Here is a 17,927-nt window from a genome sequence, read left to right as displayed (position 1 = left end):
CCATCGTGGCAATCGCGCAAGACATCCGGCGGCGGCTCAAGGGAGCGACTTCAAATAGCGAATGCTGCGTCCGGCACTGACCGCCTGCGCCGCGTGCGCGATGGCATTCGCATCGAGTCCGTGGTGACGATAGAGGTCTGCGATAGTCCCCGTCTGGCCAAAATGCTCGACCCCCAGAGCCTTGACGCGATGACCGTTCACGCCACCGATCCAGGCGAGAGTCGCGGGGTGACCATCGATCACGGTGACGATCCCGCAATCGCGCGACAGTGGCGCCAGCAGACGCTCGATGTGGCTCATCGCGGCGACTGTTCCGCGCTGCCGGGCACGCTCCGCGGCCTGCCAGCCCGCATTGAGCCGATCAGCGGATGTAATCGCCAACAGCCCGACATCGCGCCGGTCTTCCGCAAGAAGACCCGTCGCGGCAATCGCTTCCGGCGCGACGACGCCCTGGTAGGCGATGATAACGCTGGCGTTCGGTCCGGGCGGGCGCAGCCAATAAGCACCGTTGACGATGTCGCGCGCCAGCTCCGCACCTATGTCCCGATGAGGCTGCTCCAAGGGCCGTGTGGACAGGCGCAGATAGACCGATCCGCCGGTCTGATCAGGCAGCCATGTCGTTTCATCGGGATCGCCTTCGCCGTTCCGTTGCATGTAGTCGAAGGCGAAACGCATGATCACCGCGAGCTCATCCACGAAGGCCGGCTCGAAGGCGCAAAGCCCGTCCTGCGCTATGCCGATCAGCGGCGTGCCGATCGACTGGTGCGCTCCTCCCTCGGGGGCGAGGGTCACGCCGGAGGGGGTGGCGACCAGCAGAAAGCGCGCATCCTGGTAGCAGGCATAGTTCAGCTGATCGGCCGCGCGATAGATGAAGGGATCATACACGGTCCCGATCGGCAGCAACCGCACGCCATTCACGGAATGCGACAGCCCCAGCGCCCCGAGCATGATCATGAGATTGGATTCGGCGATGCCGAGTTCGAGGTGCTGCCCCTTGGGCCCGAACTCCCAGGTGTAGGTTGAAGGGATACGCTCGGCCTTGAAGGTATCGGCCATGCTTTCGCGGGCGAAGAGTCCGCGTCGATTGACCCAAGGGCCGAGATTGGTCGACACCGTGACGTCCGGGGAAGTCGTGACGATGCGCTCGGCGAGCGGCGTTTCACTGCGCGCAATCTCGTTGAGGATCTGGCCGAAACCCATTTGGGTTGAGACCTGCTTGCCCCCCTGTGCCGGCGCGGGCAGAGCCTCGGGAACCGGAATCCCGGGCGCGGTAAGCCGGCGCCGGCCCTCGCTGAAGAACGGCGCTTGGGCGATGAAGGCCTCTAGTTCTGCCGGAGGCAACGTCGCCGCGGCCCATTTATCCCATTCCTTGCCGGGCCGGACTCCCATCCGCTGGCGGAAGCCTTCCATCTGGGTGGGCGTCATCTGGCCGGCATGGTTGTCCTTGTGGCCGGCCAGCGGCAAGCCATAACCCTTGATCGTGTAACAGATGAAACAGACCGGTCGGTCATGCTGCGAGGCCGCCTCGAAGGCCTGGAGAAGGCTCGGCAGGTCGTGGCCGCCCAGGTTGACCATGAGCGCCTGCAACTCGTCGTCAGAACGGCGTTCGATTAGCTCGGTGACCGGCCCCTGATCGCCAATCTCGTCGAGCAGCCGCTTCCGCCAGGCCGCACCGCCCTGAAAGGTGAGCGCCGAATAAAGCTGGTTGGAGCACCGCTCGATCCAATCGCGCAGCTTCTCCCCTCCCGGTTCGGCAAAGGCGGCCTGCTGGAGAGAGCCATGGCGCAGGATCACCACGTCCCAGCCGAAGTTCTTGAATATCTGCTCGAAGCGCAGCCAGAGACCTTCGCGGATGACCGCGTCGAGCGACTGACGGTTGTAGTCCACGATCCACCAGCAGTTCCGCAGCGCATGCTTCCAACCCTCGATCAAGGCCTCGTAGATGTTGCCCTCGTCCATCTCGGCGTCGCCGATCAGGCTCACCATGCGCCCCTCGGGCCGACCCTTCATCCAACCGTGGTCGGATACATAGTCCTGCACGAGGGAGGAAAAGAGCGTCTGTGCGACACCCAGGCCCACGGAGCCGGTCGAGAAGTCGACATCGTCCACGTCCTTGGTCCGCGAGGGGTAACTCTGGGCGCCCTTATAGCCGCGGAAGTTTTCGAGTTTCTTGCGTGTCTGATTCCCGGACAGATACTGAATCGCATGGAAGATCGGGGCGGCATGGGGCTTGACCGCCACCCGGTCCTGCGGACGCAGTGCAGCGTAATAAAGCGCGGTCATGATCGTGCCGAGAGAGGCGGAGGAGGCTTGGTGGCCACCAACCTTGATCTCGTCGGCTTCCCGCACGTGGTTGGCATTGTGTACCGTCCAGGCGGCAAGCCAGGAGACACACCGCTCGATTTGGTTCAAATAGACAATTTTCGATGTCATCCAATTCTCCGCAATTGATGCGTCGCACCGGTGTTTCCAGATAGGGCTGGCTTCACAGATCTAGCCTCAGCACGCCGGCTGCGCGCGATATGCATGGAATGAACCGATGAGTCCGAGCGTCCTTGGACAGGACAGCATCCCGATGGATCGGCTGCCCTTCCAGAATTCTGCATTCGCAGGTCCCGCAAACCCCGTTCTCGCACGATGCCATGAGCAGCACGCCAGCGGCGCGCAGCGCTGCGAGGGCCGAAGTATCGGCCGCGACAGGAACCACTGTCCCGTCGCGAAGGGTGATCGTGAAAGGTTCGGGTGGTGCACGGTCCTGTTCCGGCGGCTGAAAGGCCTCGAAATGCACGGTTCCTTCCGGCCAGTGCGCGGTCGCCCGGTCCACGGCCGCCATGAAGCCCGGTGGACCGCAATAATAGAGCTGTGCGTCGGAGGAACGCGTCGATAGCAACGTTTCAAGATCCTGCCTGGTCTCCGGTTCGTCGTCGAAATGCAGCCACACGGTGTTGCAGTCGAGCTCCCGCTCGATGACCGACAACAGAGGCGCGAGTGCCCGGCTGCGGGTGAAGTAATGCAGCTCGCACGTCTTGCCCTGCCGCTCCAAGGCGCGTGCCATTGCCAGGATCGGGGTGATCCCGATGCCTCCCGCCAACAGCACGGTTGGCCCTTCGCGTTGGGCAAGCGGAAAATGATTGCGAGGCGCAGAAACCGGGAGCATGCATCCGGCCGCCACCGCCTCGTGGATCCACGCCGAGCCGCCGCGACCAACCTCTTCGCGCTTCACCGCGATTGTGTAGCGGCTCAGATCTGTCGGATCGCCGCAGAGCGAATACTGGCGCACTTTCCCATCAGGCAGATGAACATCGACGTGAGAGCCCGGTTCGAAGGGCGGAAGCAGAGGTTTGCGCGTGTGCTTCAGGTCGATGACCAGGACGTCGCCTGACTCTTTGCGGGTGGCGGTCACGGTCAGTTTCATGATGATGCGGGGCGAGGCCATATCGATTACCCGTCAATTGGTAGAATCGGATCACCGGGGCGGATCACGCCGCCAACCTCGATCGCGCAGTTCAGGCCAGAGCGGTTCAGAAGCCCCTCGTAGAGACCGGGAATGCCGAGCAGTTGCTCGATATACTTGCAGGGAAAATTCATCCGCGCAGCCCGCAGGACGGTTTCCCCGATCCGAAAGCGCGTACCAACCAGATGACCCAACGGTACGCCGCGCGTGGTCAGGTTTCGCCGATGATCTTCGGGCGCGAGCATGGCCTTGAAACCCGGAATCCTGGGTTCGCCCTGTGCAATGGCTTCCAGGACTTCAACCTCGATCAGCGTCACTTCGCGCACGTCGGGTTTCGCAGAGTAGGTCCCCGTTCCGAGATAGTATCGGTCCCCAACAATGCCGCGCCCGGCAACGAGTTGTGCCTCCGTCAACTCTTCCATCTCGTAGGACGCCGCAGGTGCAACGTGGATGTGAAGCAGCGTTCCCTGCCACGTCATGCTTCTTTGCCCTCTATGACCGCAGTCGCGGCCTCCAGCTTCCAGCCGGATTTGAGGGTTCACCTCGATATGTTCGTTCGCCATGTTTGCTTCCGCGCTCCGGGGAGGGTCGCAGCCTGATCCGGCGAAATCTCTGCCCGGGAACTGGCCTGACTGACAGAGCCAGTTTTTGCGATTTTGCCTGATCCAGTCAGCAATCCGCAGATCGCCGAACGTCATAAGTCAGGCCCGTTTCGCCGTGCCGGCCGACACCTTGGGTGCAGCCGAAGTGTCCGGAGAGTTCCTTCTCACCCGTTCGACAGCATCCGTGAGGAGTCGAACGCCGTTCTCGATTTGCCCTGTGGTCAAGGCGGAATAGCCCATCACCAATCCGATCCGGTCGGCGCGGTCTTCATCCGTTTCCCGGCCGTAGAGCGGCGATATTGAATAGACACCCACGCCTCCTCGTCGCGCCTCTTCAACCAGCACGTCCTCCAACGACCGACGGAGGTCCTTGAACCAGACGACGACATGCAGCCCGGCATCAGCGCCTTCGATGACGATGCGGTCTGCGAACGCGCGTCGAAGGGCGGCGAGCAGGGTCTCTCGGCGCTCGCCGTTCAGACGGCGGACGCGGCGCACATGGCTTTCATAGCCGCCGCTCTCAATGAGCGAGGCCAGGGCCTCCTGCTCCGCCACCGGAGAATGCCTGTCCAGAAGCTGCTTGGCCGTCGCGAAGACGTCTTGCAATTCCGGGGGGACAACGAGATAGCCAATGCGCAGCATCGGCGACAGCGTCTTGGAGATCGTACCTAGATAGATGACGGAACTGCGGTCCTCCAGCTTGTGCAGCGGGGGTACCGGACGAATGTCGTAGCGGTACTCGCCATCGTAGTCGTCCTCGATCACATAGGCGTCGTTGCGCCGGGCCCATTCGAGGAGCTGATACCGGCGCGAGACCGGCAAGACGCCGCCGAGCGGAAACTGATGCGACGGCGTGACATAGGCCAGCCGCGCCGTGATCCCATCAAGTAGCTCCGTCTTCATCCCGTCTCCATCGACGGCGACAGAAACAGGCCTCGCGCCTGTGCTGGCAAAGACCTGGCGCGCCATCCTATAGCACGGGTCCTCGACCACGAAGCTGTCGGCAGGATCGAGCAGCAAGCGCGCACAAAGGTCGAGACCCTGCTGCGAGCCGCTTGCGATAATGATCTGCTCGACCTCGCAGCTTAGGGTTCGGGCGCGCCACAAATATCCCTGCAGCGCCTGGCGCAGGCGAGGCGATCCGCGCGGATCGTCATAAGCCAGGCGCCCGGGGCGTTGCGACATCGCCGTGTTCATGGCGCGCTTCCACATCAGCGCCGGAAAATCGGACGGCGAGAGGTCGCCATAACGGAAATCCACTTTCAACCGGTTAGGCAGGTAATCTGGCCAAGGCGAACTGGCGCGCAGTCTCTCGCCGTAGGTGGAAAGATGAATCGGGCCGGCGCGTTTTGAGACGGTGCTGCTCGCCTGGTGACCGATCAGCGAAGATGCAACGCGAGGTCGTGCGCCTTGACGGACTTCAATGAAACCTTCTGCGGTCAACTGCTCGTAGGCGACGGTGACAGTCGTTCGCGAAACGCCGAGTTCATTTGCGAGGCCCCGCGACGACGGCAACTGACTGCCGGTTTCATAAACACCGCCAAGAATCTGGTCTCGAAGCGCCATGTAAATCTGGCGCGCACCCATCGCGTGCTCACCCGCAGAGCCGGGATCTTGAGACTGGACCATTTCAATCATCGCCAACTGGACATTTCATATAAACCAGTTTGAGCGCATTCTGCCGAAAATCCAAGAGGACACCACAGACCGATGACCAGCACGACCGATCGAACTAAAATGAATGCTCCGGAGCGGTCGCGGAGCGACGCTGACCTCGGCTTCGACACCCGCGCAATCCATTTTGGCTACGATCCGGTCGGATTTTCGAACGCAGTCCAGCCTCCGGTCTTCCTGACGTCCACATATGGCTTTGAGAGCGTGGCGGCTAATGAGGCTGCAGCCGCGCTCGGCGGCAGGCTTTACGCTCGCGAATACAATCCGACGACGGAAATCCTCGAGAAACGGCTCGCCAATCTGGAGGGGGCCGAGGCGGGTCTGGTCGTGGCATCCGGGATGGCTGCCTTCGGCACGCTGATCCTGTCGCTGCTGTCACAGGGCGACGAACTCATCGTCCACAAGACCCTTTACGCGAACACGCTCGCCATGGTCGAACAGGCGGTCCCGCGTTTTGGGATCAAGGTCGTCGCGGTCGATCTGTCCGAGCCAAACAATCTCGATGGCGCGATCACTGACCGGACCCGGCTTGTTTTCTTCGAGACCCCGGTCAACCCGCTGAGCCGCATCCTCGACATCGCCGAAATCGCCGAACGCGCACACGCGCGCGGCGTGAAGGTAGCGGTGGACAGCACCTTTGCCTCGCCCGCGCTCCAGCGGCCGCTGGAACACGGGGCCGATATCGTCATCCACTCGCTGACGAAGTATATCAATGGCCACGGCGATGCTCTCGGCGGGGCGATCTTGGGTGACGCGAAAACACTTCACACGCTGCACGAAACGGGTCTGCGCTATATCACCGGTGCCGCACTATCACCACTCTCGGCGTTCCTGATCCTGCGCGGGCTCAAGACGCTCGCGCTCCGCATGGAGCGACACAGCGCGACGGCTCTTTCGACCGCGCAAGCGCTCGAGGCGCATCCTGCGGTGGCATGGGTGAGCTACCCGTTCCTCGACTCGCATCCCGATCAGGCGATTGCCCGAAAGCAGATGTCCCAGGGATCAGGCATGTTGGCTTTCGGCCTCCACGCCGGGTTCGAGGGCGCGCGCCGCATGATGGACCGGCTCACCCTGGTCACCCGAGCGGTCAGCCTCGGTGATGCTGACAGCCTCATCTACCATCCGGCGAGTCTGACACGAGCCCGTAAGAGCATCCGCAAGGATGCTCATCTTGCCGATGGCGTCGGCGAGGACCTCATGCGTCTCTCGGTCGGTCTGGAGGACGCCGGCGACTTGATCGCCGATCTGAGGCAGGCACTGGAACTGCTCTGATAAGCCGGTTCCCATCTCGCTTCCAACACTGGCGCCCATGCAGAAATTTGGAGCAACGCAATGGCATTCCTGAGCGGGCTTTCCGCATTCCCCATCACGCCGAGTGATCGTGACGGCCGCGTCGATACCAAGGCCCTGCGCAAGCTGATTACACGGCTTTGCGCCGCAAAGGTCGATTCCATCGGCCTTCTCGGCAGCACCGGGACCTACATTTACCTCACGCGCGAAGAGCGGCGACGGGCCCTTGCCGAGGCTTTGGAGGCAGCCGATGGGCAGACGCCGGTCGTGGTGGGCGTGGGCGCGCTACGCACCGACGAGGCGGTAAGGCTCGCGCAGGACGCCAAGGCCCTCGGCGCTGCCGCGGGTTTGCTCGCGGCTGTCTCGTACACCCCGCTCACCGATGACGAGGTCTTCGAACATTTCTCGACCGTGGCGCGCGAAGGTGGCCTTCCGATTGTCATCTACGACAATCCCGGAACGACGCATTTCCATTTCACTCCAGCACTTGTCAGCCGCTTGGCCAAGGTGCCGGGGATCGTCGCCATCAAGAATCCAACGGACAAGAGCGACAAAATCCGAAGCCATCTGGCCGGGCAGAGGAGCATCGTGCCGGAAGGCTTTTCGATCGGCTACAGCGGCGATTGGAATGCCACCGAAGCGATGATCGCCGGAGCCGACACCTGGTACAGCGTGCTGGCCGGCATCCTGCCCGAGGTCTGCATAGAGATTGTCAGGGCGTCGCAGGCGGGCGATGCGATCGAAGCACGCCGCCTCGACGCCGCATTGACGCCAATCTGGGATCTCTTCAAGCAGTTCTCCAGCCTTCGCGTCGTCTATGTGCTCGCCGAATTGCTCGACATTTGCCGCGCCGAACCTCCGAGCCCGATCCTGTCGCTCCCGGCTGTCGCAAAGCGTCAGATCGTCGAGGCGCTGAAACGCCTGCCGGCGGGCATTGCTCAATGAACGGCGAAACCGGCCGACAGTGAAGGAACCGTGATGTACGTACCCCCACATTTCGACGAACCTAGCCAAGAGGCTCTCCACGATCTGATAGAGACGAGCGCCCTTGGCGTATTGATCACCCATGGCAGGAGCGGGCTCGATGCCAATCACATTCCCTTCGAACTCGACCGGGCGCAGGGAAGGCACGGCGCTCTGAACTGCCACGTCGCCCGTAACAACCCGGTCTGGCAGGACGTGTCGACCGGCGATGAGGTGCTCGTCGTGTTCCGCGCGGCCGACGCCTATGTCTCGCCGCAATGGTATCCGAGCAAGCAGGAGTTCCACCGGCAGGTGCCGACCTGGAACTACCTCGTTGCCCATGCATACGGACGGATCACAGTCCGTGACGACGAGAGCTATGTCCGTCACAATGTCGCCAGACTGACCCGCAGGCACGAGGCAGCCCAGCCTGTCCCTTGGAAGATGGGCGACGCGCCTAGGGACTTTATCGACACAATGGTCAAGGCGATCGTCGGACTGGAGATCGAGATCACCCGCCTTGTCGGCAAAGCCAAGCTCAGCCAGAACAAGGAACCCCGCGATATTCGCAATGCTGGCGAAATGCTGAACGCCCAAGGCGACCGGCACATAGGCGAAGCGATGCTTGCGGCCGCCGCCTGGAAGTCCGAACAGGGCTGAGGAATTGCCCCATCGCATCGTGACGACTATCAGTGAAGCTTGCCCTGCTGGACGCGGAGACCCAACGATGAGAGCCAGCCAGCGCGGAGAGCAGGAACATCGCCACGGCGGGCGCAATGGCCCCAGAATGCAGAGGGGCGCAGGCCCATGGCGCGCGGCGGTGACACCGCCGAGCAGCGAACCGATATCGCCGCTCCGTGCCAGTCATCGAGGCTCGTGCGCTGGTGAGGACGTGACCGTCTATTCGGTGGAAAGCCTGCTCGAAATCATCGCCCCCGAGGAAGCTGTCTCGGGCCGCAGCCCTTGCGGTCGAACGAGCATAAGAAAAACCACCTTTTCGCGGACTGACCTCCAATTCGCGCTACCATCTTTGGGAAACGAATTTTTCGATCAGCCACACTGCAGCGGGACCCAGTGCCTTTTCCTTCCTGTAGGCGATAACCAATGGGAAGCTTGGCATCACATCAGAGCCCTCCCAGCTTTCTGGTCTCAGCTCGATCAACCGTGCGGCGGCAATATCTCCCTCAACCCGTGACCGTGGCATTGAACCCCAGCCGACGCCGGCGAGGATGAGGTCGTATTTCGTCTGAAGGTCGTTGACGCGCCACCGGTTGGCTGCATGCACGCCATAGTCTCGCCCACTGTCAACCTGGGGGGCCGGGCTAATAACCAATTGGGTGTAGTCCCGCAGGATCGTTGCGCTGAATGGCCCGTCAATTTTGCCAAGCGGATGCGTTGGTGCCGCGACCGGAACGAGATCGATCCGCCCGCACACCCGCCGCTCGAATTCATCAGGTTGGCGCTCGGCAAGCAAACCCAGGTCAGCTGTTCCATCGCGTAAGGCTTTGGCCGCTGCATCGAAGGTTTCGGTCAAGATGCGAATTTCGACGAAAGGGAAAGCCTGGGTGAATTCCCCAAGCACACGGCTCAGGAGGATCGCTGGCGTGTAGGAGACAACCGCCAGGGTGAGTTCTGCCTCGAGCCCCTTTGAAATTCCTTGCGCCTGGTGCCGCCAATCTGCGACGTCGTCAAGAATCCGCCGTGCGCGCGGTAACAAGGCTTTGCCCGCTTCCGTGAGTGCCGGGCGATAGGCGGAGCGATCAAAAAGAGGGAACCCGCTCTGTTCCTCCAGTTTCTGAATGGTGTAGGTGATCGCGGATTGCGCCCGGTTCATTCGCCGAGCAGCTGCGGCAAAGCTGCCTTCTTCGACGATCGTGACGAATACCAGGAATTGATCGAGGGTGAGCGCGTCCATAGTCATGCCCAAAGATCTGAACGCTTTTCAGAGACCATCCGCGATTCCCGATGCCGAGTGCGCGTGGCCATCTGCCCCACAGCCCCAGTCATCCCTGACTTCGCTTCCATCGATTGTTGGCCAGAAGCCTCTGCAAGGACCAGCGCCGCAGATCGTCGGCATAGGGCCATTTCCGTTCGGATCGCCATGTACAGCGACTATATCAGTTTATTTGAATGACTGCACCGAAATTTGATCGCTTTCTTTGGTGGTGCTGCGAACTAAAATCACTCGAACAGGAAGTAACCCAGCCGGCGTATGTGCTGGCTACTTGCTTGCGCCCCGAGAGGTGGTGCTTTTCAGCCTTATGGAGTTATCGCATGTCAAATACCTTGAGTTTTGCGCCAACACAGCCGGCAGGGAAGCCGCTGCGAGCCGGGCTGTGGGTCGCCCAATTGCTCGTTTTTACGTCCTTTACCCTGTTTGGCGGCATGAAGCTGTTCATGCCGGTCGATCAATTGGCGGCAATGTGGGTCTGGCCCGGCGCAGTGCCCCCATGGTTCCTGCACCTTATGGGCCTCATCGACATTGCGGGCGGGTTTGGCGTGCTTTTGCCTGCGCTAACTCGGATTCAGCCACGCCTCACCGTTCTGGCTGCACTTGGTTGTGTGCTGCTGCAAATTGCTGCGATAATCTTTCATTTGTCTCGTGGCGAGGCCTCGGTCGTGCCGCTCAACATCATCCTACTCGCCCTTTCAATGTTCATCCTTTGGGGCCGCGGTAAGAAGGCGCCAATTCCGCCGCGCGGGTGAGAGTCCGAGAGAGTGGAACCGCAAGCTGTTCGATTACTGCGCCATCATGCGCCCGTCACAGTCCTGAAGTCCTCGGGCAGGCTGAACTTCTTCGGCGAGATCGCCGATCTTGCGGAGCCCGCCGATCAATCGGCGGCTTGCCGAGGTCCGCCGCCGTTAGTGCAGCGGTTGCCGCCGGTTCGCCAACGGGGATCTGGCGCATGTCAGGACACCCGGCGGTCCAACAAGCCCTGCGCATACTACTTCGACAAGTTCCGTCTTCCCGTCTCTATGTCTCTCCGCCAAGCTTAATTCGGTCGACCCCCGTGGTACGTGACCCGTATGCCCGGCAGCGGGGGAGGGGCGCCGCCGTGAGGCGTCCGCCTTCTGATCAATGTCGGATTTCCGACAGTGTCGGATTTCCGATTGGACAGTAAATCCGCTAACTCATTGCTTTAATAAAATTTTCGTCTCTGGCTCGGTCTTTGCACGGGGGTCTCCGAACGCATCAGCGAGACGTTGTCCCATGATCATGCTGACCGAAAATGCCGTCGCCGCCGTGAAGACTGCGCTCTCGGGTGCCGCCAGGCCGGCGGAAGGCCGAATACAGGGCCTGTACATGGATAGGGCCGCTTCCGTCGCGGCCGGGAAACAGCCATTCCTACGGTCGGGGCAGCCGCCAGTAGCCGCGTAAGATGCGCCCGACAGTATCACATAGCGGTTCCGTGCCAGACCCGGATGACGCCGCGCCGCTGTCGATATCGCCAACCTTCGACGGCTCGGAGGCGCGCAGGCCTTTGGCTTACTCGCACATCCGGTCGGGACCGCCGCTCGAGAGTGCCCGCGAGAGGGGAGTAAGCCCAATGGCTATGGCCGATATTCGCCGCGAACATGCCGCTTGGTTTGGGAAACACCAATAGGAGCAAAGCAAGTGGAGCTTTCTTGCGTTGGGGTCGGCGCCGGGCCGTCTAATTTGAGTCTTGCGTGTCAGATACACGAAGAAATTGGGCAAGGGGCGCTGTTCCTGGATCGGCAGGTCGACTTCCGCTGGCATCCAGGCATCGCATTCGATTCCTCGGAGCTCCAGGTCAGCCACTTCAAGGATCTGGTCACGCTGGTGAATCCGCGATCAGCCTACACTTTCATAAACTACCTGTACCAGAACGGGCGTCTGTACCACTTCCTGAACGCACAATTCGAGGCCGTGCTCAGAGCTGAGTTCGAGCAATATCTGAACTGGGCCTTCCACAGGAACCCACTTGTCCGTGGCGGCGAGACGGTGCGCGAAATCCGCTTTGACGGCGAGTTTCGGGTGCGGACGGATAACGCGGTTCTCGGCGCCAGAAACGTCGTGGTCGGCATTGGCAAGCAGGCGCAAATTCCGCCTCAGTTTCAGGGCTGGATTGGACGCAACCTGTTCCACTCATCGATTTTATTGCACATCCATCCTGAGGTGCGGAAAAAGCATGTCTGCGTGGTTGGCGGAGGCCAGTCGGGAGCCGAGGTGCTGTTACACCTTGTCGGCCTGCCGAAAGAACGGCGGCCCGCCTCGATCACTTGGGTCTCGCAGCGCGAAAACTACCTGCCTCTCGACAACAGCCCGTTCACAAACGAGTTGTTCATGCCCTGCTTTTCGGATCGTTTCGCGGCGATGAGCGAGTCGCAGCGCAAGCTGCTTTTGCGTCGTTTCGTGCCTGCCTCGGACGGCATTTCGGAAACCACGTTACGCGCGATCTATCAGGCGCTATACCGCCACGCATTTCTCGAGCCAAACCAATGCGACATCACACTACGGCCGGGTTGCAACGTTTCGCGCTGCATCAACGCCGGGGCGGGTCACAGGCTGACCCTGCAGCGCGGCATGGACGATGTCGGAGAAGTTACGGCCGACATCGTCATCCTGGCTACCGGTTACCAGAACGCCCTGCCAGACTTCTTGGAACCGATCGCCGACCGCCTGGAGCAGATCGAGAATGAGTTGGCCCTTCGCGAGGATTTTTCGGTGTGCTGGGACGGACCGCGTGACAGAAGCGTCTTCATACAGAACGCGAGCCTCGGGCAGCGCGGGCTGGCTGATCCGAACCTAAACCTGCTGGCCTGGCGCGCGCGTCGCATCCTCGACAGCCTTCTGGGGCGCGCGCCATGCGCGAAACCCGAGCACCCTGGCTTCATCAGCCGTACCTCCATCGAGAGCTGGCCCGAACCCGTGTCCGAAGAAATGGGCAGTGGGATATGACTCGTCGACTACTGATCATCGGCGGTGGCATCCAAGGAATGATGTCCGCCTCCGCTGCGGCGAAGGCCGGCGCGACTGAACAAGCCCTTGGACCCATCGGCGCATCGCATTATTCTGGGGGCGTGCATTTCCCCTATGGGGCACGGCGAGCGCGCCAGAGTCGGCGCAAAGTATCGAATGTTTGCGCGGATCGCGGCGATGGTATCGAGGGCCGACTGGCTGCAGCCGAGCAGACAAAATCCCCGTGCCTGGTCGCAAACCTCGAGCGCAGCGGCGGTCGCGATCATGTGTGGCAACATCCTCTCGCGATTGCGCCTGGTCAGTGAAAAGATGCCGTGCGACTGCTCATCCATGATTCCGTTCGATTCACCGAGCTCGGCGAAGGCCGCGGTTCAGGTGGCCCCAAGCTGAAAATTCGAGTCCTTCACGGGGACCAATTCCCTTGCCTCGCCTCGCAGAACCTGTTTCCGGCGGATCTGCAAGGCAACCAGGCTTCGGTCCAATCAAGCATGCTGCGACCGCTCACGGTGCGATCCTCGCACCCAAATCCAGCCGCTTGTGGATCTCCAATGAGGATGGAGGGCTGCAGCAGGACAGAAGCAGAACGGGCCTGTTCTAGAGGCTCGTATTCCTAAGCAAAACATCGCCCTCCACTCCGCGTGGATAGCGGGTCACCAATTCGAACGAAGGCAAAAGATCAAGAATGGCTTGCAGGGACAGCTGCCCTTCATAGAGCTCGTGGTCGCTATATTCCGTGTAGATAAAGCGCGTGTTGCTCAAGGTCTGTCTGCCGCCAGCAATGACATCTGACTCGGCTCCCTGCACATCCATCCAGATGAAATCGATCTTGTTCAGGTTCGCTTCGCTGCACCAGTCGTCAAGCCTTCGAGTTTCAACTGAGATGGGGCGATCGAACCGAACCCAAGCATGTTCGACAAGATGATTCTTGGGTCGGCGTATCGAGCCAGATTGGTCCCATTCCTTTGCGCTTCCTTCTCCATTGCTTGGATGGAAATCAATCGTGCCATTTCGGTTGCTGAGCGCGATTTCAAACAGTTTCACCTTGTCCAGGTACGGATTCATGTTTTTCTTAAAGCGAGCAGCCGCGCGAGGGTCTGGCTCAAAGCAGTAGAGCTGAGCCTTCGGGCAAAGCCTGAGAAAACGTCGCGTATCGGTTCCGTCATTGCAGCCGATGTCCAAGATGACGGGATCGGGTTTTTGCAGTAGTGAAACGATATGCCGATGTACTTTTAATGAAGAGATCGGTTCCTGCATATGTATTTCCATCGAACTTTACCCTCAACGCCTCAATTGCACACGCGACATCCCTGGAAGGTATATCAACCGGAACTCCGGGGGCTAGCGCCAGCCAACTGCGATTTGTTTCGAATGATCCCGCCTCGACCGCGCCGGTCGGTCCATGAATCTTTCGGAAGAAGTTGGACAGTTTGACTGGTCGGCGAGTGGGAGCTCGCATTCTCAGTAGACCTGTTCTCCCGGCCGACGTTTTCATATCCGCTATTCTCTATAATTCGTAAAATCGATTGTATTGATGGAACGCATCCGCACGATGGATGTTTGGCAAGCCATGCACCTGTGATTGGCCGGGAGAGGACTACGCTTCGCCGGGTGGCGCTTACGCGGACCCGATCACGACGGTGTCCGTCGAATGATGACGTTTCAGATCAGACGGATCTCGACGCCCGCCGCGTCTGCACTTCAGTGGAACATGAAGAATCTCTCAATCCGTTTCTTCTCGTATAGGCAATAAACCTCCACCTTGCGCTAGATCTAAAACTTCGGCGACAGGTATAGAAAGCATTCTCGAGACGTTGAAATACCAGTGAACATTACGGAATTCTCTGCCTTAGTCTTACACTCCAGTTATCTTAAAATAAGACGTCAGCAGCAAAAAGGTCTAATATTCTATTCCTCGCGGAATGCCCGACTGATTTGGTCGGATAGCGGCTTCACAAGATAGGAAAGCGCCGTACGCTCACTCGTCTGGACCATTGCTTCGGCCGGCATGCCAGGCACGAGCGTCAGGTCCTTGAGCTTTGTCAGTTCCGCATGCGGGACCGATATGCGCACCAGATAATAGGAAATGCCGGTCTTTTCGTCCGTCGCCAGATCGGCTGCGATCCGGCTGACATATCCGTTCAATTCGGGCGTGGTTCTCAGATTGAAGGCTGACATCCGCAGCACGGCCTTGTGACCAAGCTGGATTTGATCGATGTCCTTGGGGGTGATCCGCAATTCCAGCGCGAGATCGTCGCCTTCTGGCACAATTAGCATAATCGGATCGGCGGGCGTGATCACTCCGCCGATCGTATGAACTGCGAGTTGTTGAACGATGCCCGATTGCGGCGCGACAATATCGATCCGTCGCAGTTCGTCTTCAGCCGCCACCTTGCGCTCGACATATTCCCCTACTTGCGCCTGAACCTCTCTGAGCTCCTGGCCGACTTCCGTCTTGAGATCCTGATCGATCTGCAGGATCTGCAGGCGCGTTTCGGTTATGCGGCCTGCCGACTGTGCCTGATAGGCGATCTTCTCACCGCGTTCGCCGCCGAAAGTGACAACCTGCGTCTTCAGGCTGTTCAAGCGTTGGTCCGAGACAATTCCTTGTTCGCGCAACCCACTCAGGGCAGCAATTTCCTTTTGGAGAATCTCGATGCCTTTCTCATAGGCAATCTCCTGCGCCTGGAGTCCCTCCATCTCGTGCTCATATTGGGTAATGCGCTCCGCTAACTGGGCCCGCCTTCCTTCGCGGGATTGTCTGCGGAATTCGAACAGCCGCGTCTCACTATGTATTGCCGAAGCTACGTCCGGAACATCTCTGCGGGCAAGCAGCCAGTCCGGGAAGGCGATCTCCGCCAGATCGTCACGCTCAGCTTCGAGCCGTGCCAGCCGGGCGGCCAGCTCATCGAGCCGCTTGGTGACGATGGCGAGATTGGCGCGCGTCTGGGTGGCATCGAGCCGCATGACGATGTCGCCGTCTTTTACCTTATCGCCTTCGCGCACCAGGATTTCTCCCACCACCCCGCCGGTTGGGTGCTGCACCTTCTTCACATAGGAATCGACAACAAAGTGTCCGGACGCGACAACCGCACCGGAGAGATCCGTGACGGCCGCCCAGACTCCGGCTCCTCCGACAAAGATCACGCTCGCCAGTAGGCCTGCCGACAGGTGCCGGCGAATGGAGCTGGAAACGTCATTGTTCTGATCGATGCCGGACATCGGGATCCTCCATGTCAGCGCACTCTCGCACGTTATCCTGCGTCGACCCGGTGGCCGTGACCCCGGCGCCTGGTGCCATCGCTCCAGCCTTCAGGACCTTGGGAAGCACCTCATCACGCAGACCGAAGGCTCTCTGCCGCCCACCTTCCATCATCAACACGTAATCCACGGCGCGGATGGCGCTCGGCCGATGGGCGACGACAACCGCAACGCCCCTACGCTCGCGGACGGAGGCGATCGCCTCAACGACGGCGGCCTCGCCTTCCGCATCAAGATTGGCATTGGGTTCATCAAGCACAACAAGGAACGGGTCGCGATAGAGAGCACGGGCAAGACCGATACGCTGACGCTGCCCGGCCGAAAGTGCCGATCCGGCCTCACCGATCGGAGTTTCGTAACCCTGCTCAAATCGGAGGATCAGTTCGTGCGTGCCCGCTGCCTTCGCCGCGGCGACAATAGCCTCAGGGTCAGGATTATTTTCAAAACGAGCGATGTTTTCGGCAATGGTGCCGTCGAACAGTTCAACGCCTTGCGGCAGATAACCGACATGACGGCCCAGTGCTTCCCGGTCCCATTGATCGAGGCTTGCGCTGTCGATGCGAACCTTTCCGGCGGCCGGCGCCCATGCGCCGACGATGGCCCGCGAGAGTGTCGACTTGCCGGAACCCGATGCACCGATGACCCCGAGTGCGCTTCCGGCCTGAACGGCAAACGCAAGGCCGGTCACGGTCGGCTTCTTTTCGCCGGGCGGAACGATTGTCACGCCTTCGACGCGCAGTTCGCGTTCAGGTGCAGGCATTGGCATAACAGGGCCGGGTTCAGTGACCTTTGCCATGAGGTCGTCCAGCCGGGCCCAACTCTGGCGCGCCATAAGGAAGGGTTTCCAGTTCGAAATGGCCAGATCGACCGGAGCCAGCGCACGCCCCATCATGATCGAGCTGGCAACCATGACCCCGGCCGTAGCCTCCTGCCTGATGACCAAGTACGCGCCGACGGCAAGAATGGCCGATTGCAGCATCACGCGCAGCGACTTTGAAATGCCACCGAGTCCACCTGCGACGTCCCCTGCTTTCCGATTGGCAGCCAGATACTTGGCATTGGCCTGGTGCCATCGGGCAGCGATCCGCTTTCCGAGACCGAGAGCTTGCACGACCTCGGCATTGCGGCGTGCTGCTTCCAGTAGGCCATTGCGGACCATATTGTGGGCAATGGTATCGCGTATCGGCCGCTGCGAGAGGCCGTTAAGAAATGTCAGAGATATGAGGACGATCGCCCCAATAAGCGCCGTCATGCCGATCCAGAAATGAAAGAGGAAGCAAATGCCAAGATAAAGCAGCATCCATGGCAGATCTAAGAACGCGGTCGGACCGTTTCCACCTAGGAATCCGCGAACATTGTCGAGATCGCGAAGCGGCTGCAAGCCGTCGCCCGGCATGCGCGTTGAAAGCGGAAGGCGAACGATAGCATCGTGAACGCGTCCGGAAAACTGTCCATCGAAACGCTCGCCGATCCGGAGCAGCACGCGGGCGCGCAGAATGTCGAGCATGCATTGGAACGCAAAAAGCCCCGCAGCAAGCACGACGAGCCCCACTAGCGTCGGTACGCTGCCACTTGCAAGAACGCGGTCGTAGACCTGCAGCATGAACAGCGGCGAGGTCAGCGCAAGCAGGTTGACCACACAACTGATCAATAAAACTCCCCAAATAGTGGAAGTCAGAGGGAAGGGTCTCAAAGCTGAAACGTTCAAGGAATGGTTACTCAGGGAGGGCCTCCGTTAACAAGC

14 protein-coding genes are annotated in these 17,927 nt (G+C 60.4%); 5 read left to right on the top strand and 9 right to left on the bottom strand.

Annotation, left to right across the window (positions count from 1 at the left end; genetic code table 11):
- Positions 1-36: 36 nt before the first annotated feature.
- From AU465_RS11010 to pdxR, 4 genes are all read right to left on the bottom strand, one after another.
- On the bottom strand, positions 37-2,433 hold the full coding sequence (locus AU465_RS11010) for a transketolase (protein ID WP_192246797.1): 2,397 nt from the start codon (positions 2,431-2,433) through the stop codon (positions 37-39).
- 52 nt (positions 2,434-2,485) lie between these two features.
- Positions 2,486-3,436: a PDR/VanB family oxidoreductase gene (locus AU465_RS11005; protein WP_192246795.1), complete on the bottom strand. Its 951-nt coding sequence runs from the start codon at positions 3,434-3,436 to the stop codon at positions 2,486-2,488.
- A 5-nt stretch (positions 3,437-3,441) separates the two neighbouring features.
- Positions 3,442-3,933, bottom strand: coding sequence for an MOSC domain-containing protein (locus AU465_RS11000; protein WP_192246901.1), 492 nt, complete (start codon positions 3,931-3,933; stop codon positions 3,442-3,444).
- 222 nt (positions 3,934-4,155) lie between these two features.
- Positions 4,156-5,694 (bottom strand): MocR-like pyridoxine biosynthesis transcription factor PdxR, encoded by a 1,539-nt coding sequence (gene pdxR, locus AU465_RS10995; RefSeq protein ID WP_246506015.1) that lies wholly within the window; start codon positions 5,692-5,694, stop codon positions 4,156-4,158.
- A 72-nt stretch (positions 5,695-5,766) separates the two neighbouring features.
- On the opposite strand from pdxR, the gene AU465_RS10990 reads away from it, so the two are divergent.
- The 3 genes from AU465_RS10990 to AU465_RS10980 are packed head-to-tail and all read left to right on the top strand — an operon-like array spanning position 5,767 to position 8,643.
- Positions 5,767-7,002 carry a trans-sulfuration enzyme family protein gene (locus AU465_RS10990; protein ID WP_192246793.1) on the top strand — a complete coding sequence of 412 codons (1,236 nt, stop codon included), beginning with the start codon at positions 5,767-5,769 and terminating at the stop codon, positions 7,000-7,002.
- A 60-nt stretch (positions 7,003-7,062) separates the two neighbouring features.
- Positions 7,063-7,965, top strand: coding sequence for a dihydrodipicolinate synthase family protein (locus AU465_RS10985; protein ID WP_192246791.1), 903 nt, complete (start codon positions 7,063-7,065; stop codon positions 7,963-7,965).
- Positions 7,966-7,998: 33 nt separating this feature from the next.
- A complete protein-coding gene (locus AU465_RS10980) occupies positions 7,999-8,643 on the top strand; it encodes an FMN-binding negative transcriptional regulator (RefSeq protein ID WP_192246789.1) in 645 nt (214 codons plus the stop codon).
- Positions 8,644-9,004: 361 nt separating this feature from the next.
- Here AU465_RS10980 and AU465_RS10975 read toward each other — a convergent pair whose 3' ends face one another.
- Positions 9,005-9,898 (bottom strand): LysR family transcriptional regulator, encoded by an 894-nt coding sequence (locus AU465_RS10975; protein ID WP_192246786.1) that lies wholly within the window; start codon positions 9,896-9,898, stop codon positions 9,005-9,007.
- 359 nt (positions 9,899-10,257) lie between these two features.
- Here AU465_RS10975 and AU465_RS10970 point away from each other — a divergent pair, with 359 nt between their 5' ends.
- Positions 10,258-10,689 (top strand): DoxX family protein, encoded by a 432-nt coding sequence (locus AU465_RS10970; RefSeq protein ID WP_192246784.1) that lies wholly within the window; start codon positions 10,258-10,260, stop codon positions 10,687-10,689.
- Between the two features lie 910 nt (positions 10,690-11,599).
- A complete protein-coding gene (locus AU465_RS10965; RefSeq protein WP_192246782.1) occupies positions 11,600-12,904 on the top strand; it encodes a lysine N(6)-hydroxylase/L-ornithine N(5)-oxygenase family protein in 1,305 nt (434 codons plus the stop codon).
- Between the two features lie 615 nt (positions 12,905-13,519).
- On the opposite strand, the gene AU465_RS10960 is transcribed toward AU465_RS10965, so the two are convergent.
- The 4 genes from AU465_RS10960 to AU465_RS10945 all read right to left on the bottom strand — a co-directional run bounded on the left by AU465_RS10960 (position 13,520) and on the right by AU465_RS10945 (position 17,891).
- Positions 13,520-14,167 carry an FkbM family methyltransferase gene (locus AU465_RS10960; RefSeq protein WP_095492525.1) on the bottom strand — a complete coding sequence of 216 codons (648 nt, stop codon included), beginning with the start codon at positions 14,165-14,167 and terminating at the stop codon, positions 13,520-13,522.
- Positions 14,085-14,381, bottom strand: a complete 297-nt coding sequence (locus AU465_RS37755; RefSeq protein WP_376774845.1) for a GNAT family protein — start codon at positions 14,379-14,381, stop codon at positions 14,085-14,087. The genes AU465_RS10960 and AU465_RS37755 overlap by 83 nt, the downstream gene beginning before the upstream one ends.
- A gap of 449 nt (positions 14,382-14,830) precedes the next feature.
- Complete coding sequence (locus AU465_RS10950; protein ID WP_192246778.1) at positions 14,831-16,144, bottom strand: HlyD family type I secretion periplasmic adaptor subunit; 1,314 nt, start codon at positions 16,142-16,144, stop codon at positions 14,831-14,833.
- Positions 16,119-17,891: a type I secretion system permease/ATPase gene (locus tag AU465_RS10945; RefSeq protein ID WP_246505982.1), complete on the bottom strand. Its 1,773-nt coding sequence runs from the start codon at positions 17,889-17,891 to the stop codon at positions 16,119-16,121. The genes AU465_RS10950 and AU465_RS10945 overlap by 26 nt, the downstream gene beginning before the upstream one ends.
- Between the last annotated feature and the right edge of the window lie 36 nt (positions 17,892-17,927).

This window comes from Mesorhizobium silamurunense (assembly GCF_014843905.1).
GTDB classification, from domain to species: domain Bacteria; phylum Pseudomonadota; class Alphaproteobacteria; order Rhizobiales; family Rhizobiaceae; genus Mesorhizobium; species Mesorhizobium silamurunense.
The sequence above is the reverse complement of the archived record's forward strand: the minus strand, read 5'-3'. Positions and strand labels throughout refer to the sequence as shown.

Bases quoted from the DNA above. Each gene is read 5' to 3' on its own strand.
- AU465_RS11010 (WP_192246797.1), bottom strand. From the start codon at position 2,433: ATGACATCGAAAATTGTCTATTTGAACCAAATCGAGCGGTGTGTCTCC.
- AU465_RS11005 (WP_192246795.1), bottom strand. From the start codon at position 3,436: ATGGCCTCGCCCCGCATCATCATGAAACTGACCGTGACCGCCACCCGC.
- AU465_RS11000 (WP_192246901.1), bottom strand. From the start codon at position 3,933: ATGACGTGGCAGGGAACGCTGCTTCACATCCACGTTGCACCTGCGGCG.
- pdxR (WP_246506015.1), bottom strand. From the start codon at position 5,694: ATGATTGAAATGGTCCAGTCTCAAGATCCCGGCTCTGCGGGTGAGCAC.
- AU465_RS10990 (WP_192246793.1), top strand. From the start codon at position 5,767: ATGACCAGCACGACCGATCGAACTAAAATGAATGCTCCGGAGCGGTCG.
- AU465_RS10985 (WP_192246791.1), top strand. From the start codon at position 7,063: ATGGCATTCCTGAGCGGGCTTTCCGCATTCCCCATCACGCCGAGTGAT.
- AU465_RS10980 (WP_192246789.1), top strand. From the start codon at position 7,999: ATGTACGTACCCCCACATTTCGACGAACCTAGCCAAGAGGCTCTCCAC.
- AU465_RS10975 (WP_192246786.1), bottom strand. From the start codon at position 9,898: ATGGACGCGCTCACCCTCGATCAATTCCTGGTATTCGTCACGATCGTC.
- AU465_RS10970 (WP_192246784.1), top strand. From the start codon at position 10,258: ATGTCAAATACCTTGAGTTTTGCGCCAACACAGCCGGCAGGGAAGCCG.
- AU465_RS37755 (WP_376774845.1), bottom strand. From the start codon at position 14,381: ATGCGAGCTCCCACTCGCCGACCAGTCAAACTGTCCAACTTCTTCCGA.
- AU465_RS10950 (WP_192246778.1), bottom strand. From the start codon at position 16,144: ATGTCCGGCATCGATCAGAACAATGACGTTTCCAGCTCCATTCGCCGG.